This is a genomic window from Legionella brunensis (assembly GCF_001467025.1).
GTDB classification, from domain to species: Bacteria; Pseudomonadota; Gammaproteobacteria; order Legionellales; family Legionellaceae; genus Tatlockia; species Tatlockia brunensis.
Genome location: NZ_LNXV01000027.1, coordinates 1 through 2,223 on the forward strand (window position 1 = coordinate 1; position 2,223 = coordinate 2,223).

A 2,223-nucleotide genomic window follows, 5' to 3' on the forward strand; every position below is an offset into this window, starting at 1 on the left:
TAAAAGGGAGGTTTTTTCCAGTTTTGTTGCAACGAGCGGAATATGTTCCGGACGTTTTCGGGCGAGTATCTGCTCAGGTGTTGCTAATACTTTAGTATAAATATCTTTCGCTTGCAGAACTTTAATAGGTGGTACTTTTGGACTTTCACCGATAGTATTTTCACCTACCTCAAATCCACTGACAATGCTTACCAATTGAGAAAATTTGACTGCCCCCCAACTATAATGGTGACCTGGCATGCTGACTACGCGATATAAAATATTACACAGGAGCGGAATATTTGATTCTTGGTTGTAGAATGGTACATGGCGACTAGCAAGTAAGGTCTGCTTACAGAACGTTAATAAACGCTTCTGGAGTTCGGGGTCTTTATTTGAACGTGCTAATTGCAAGTACGCTGGAAAATTCGTGATAAAGGTATCGTCAGTCATGCTTGAAGAGAGCTCGGCAACGGCCTTTGTAAGTTCTATTGTACCTAGTTTTGAATCGAAAACATCATCCTGCCAGCTTTCAAGAGCTTTCACCGTACCAGGTAAAAGATGAGCTTCTCTAATGAAACTAGAGGAAGATATGCTTAAGTCGATGCTTACCTCTTCAAGCTTTGTAGATTTCTTGCTCACATTTTGCAATTTTTTGAGTTGCTTATCAATAAACTCTAACCTTTTCTTGTCAGCAGGCGTCGAGGTTTTTGCTTTTTCTCGAGCAAGAAGTGCGTCACGCTCTTGTTGGATGGCTTCAATCGTTAAATTCATCCATTCATAACCCAAAGAACCCCGAGGTGCTCTGTCGGGTTTGGGTTGTGACATGTGATAGTAATCCAACAGGCTTTTACGCTCGTGATTGGACAGTTGATAACCATGTTCAAGGTGACGCCCCATACTTTGATAACGGTCAAAGGTTTGGTAAATTGTTCCGGGAAGCGCTTTAAGGAATTTTTCTAAGCCTTGATGTTGATTTAACGCATAGTGGGCATTAGCGCTATCCTCAAGGCTGGGCGCTTTTAGATCAAATTTGCGATCTTGCATGAGAAAATCACTGGCAAGACCTAATGCCTTTAATTGGCATGCTACATAGGGGGGGGTACTTTTGGTGGCATCCTCAGCATCTATATTTGAATTAGGTAGGATATGAGGCATATCTTTGCAAATCCAGGAAAGAAACTGTAATTCTGCTGGATCACCGGTTAATCCTCCCAAACGAGTATTGCAATCTTCTAATACAGCCCATGCCTTTTCTGTTTGGTCTGTAGCAAGATAGGTGTAAGCTAAGTAAAGGGCATCAGCGACAGTATCGGCGACAGGTTCTCCATCTTGTAAGCGGAAGCTCACGTATTTCTCGCTACCCTGGTATTGCCACATGGGCTCTTGCGCAGGAGGTTGGCGCTCCCAGGCTGCTTTTAACTCAGCTTTAGCAATCGTTCCATTCGTGTCATGCACCACAGGATAGAAATCACTTTGTTCAGCATCATCCTCGGTTGCATAAAATCGGGCTACGGGCACGAGGCAGCGGCTGTAATCCCCCTTCGATAGCACGAGCCCCCCCACATTGGGGTGAATGGGTGATGAACCCTCAACGATGCGTTCGCCAGTTTCTGGGTACACAAGAGCAGGTTCGGTACCGGCGGTGTCGACTTCTAATGTCAGGTTATACCGTGGCAGTTTAATGAGAGTATGACTAGCGCTGGTGTGAGCCAGTATAAAATTGTTACTCTCAAAATTATGAATAACGGAATGCCATCGCTTATCAAGCTGACTTAACTGATAAGGTGTTTTTTTACCCTCTTTATCCAGGACTGTAATTATTCCCTTAGAGTCGATGGAATAAACGGGACTGTTATTTTGAACTAAGAGCCCTTCTCCTGAATTATTAGTGGCATACCAATAATCCGACGTGCCATCAGTTAAGGCTAGAGGCAAGGAAGAGGTAACCGGGATGTTTTCTTCATTGGCGTGATATGCAAGGTGATTCTTGGTCAGCGCTTGTAGTTCATAGCCGTGCTTTTTGCCATCAATCGTCCAATCTTTTTGCACGGTGAGTTTTTTATCGCCATATCTATCACCATAGAATAGCCGTACTTCATGGTTTGGATTCGGCAGAACCATGTATTTCTCATCAGCTGAGATGAGGCATTCCCGTTGTTCCTGAAGATTTAAATGCTTAATCAGGGCATGGTTTTGTAGGGCTAACGGTAAACCACCATGGGCCAATCCGTTTTCAAAAAT

General features: G+C 43.8%; 1 protein-coding gene. It reads right to left on the reverse strand.

What is annotated here, in order from left to right; translation table 11 throughout:
• The coding region (locus Lbru_RS17355; RefSeq protein ID WP_162262405.1) for a hypothetical protein at positions 1–2,223 on the reverse strand (2,223 nt) is incomplete at both ends.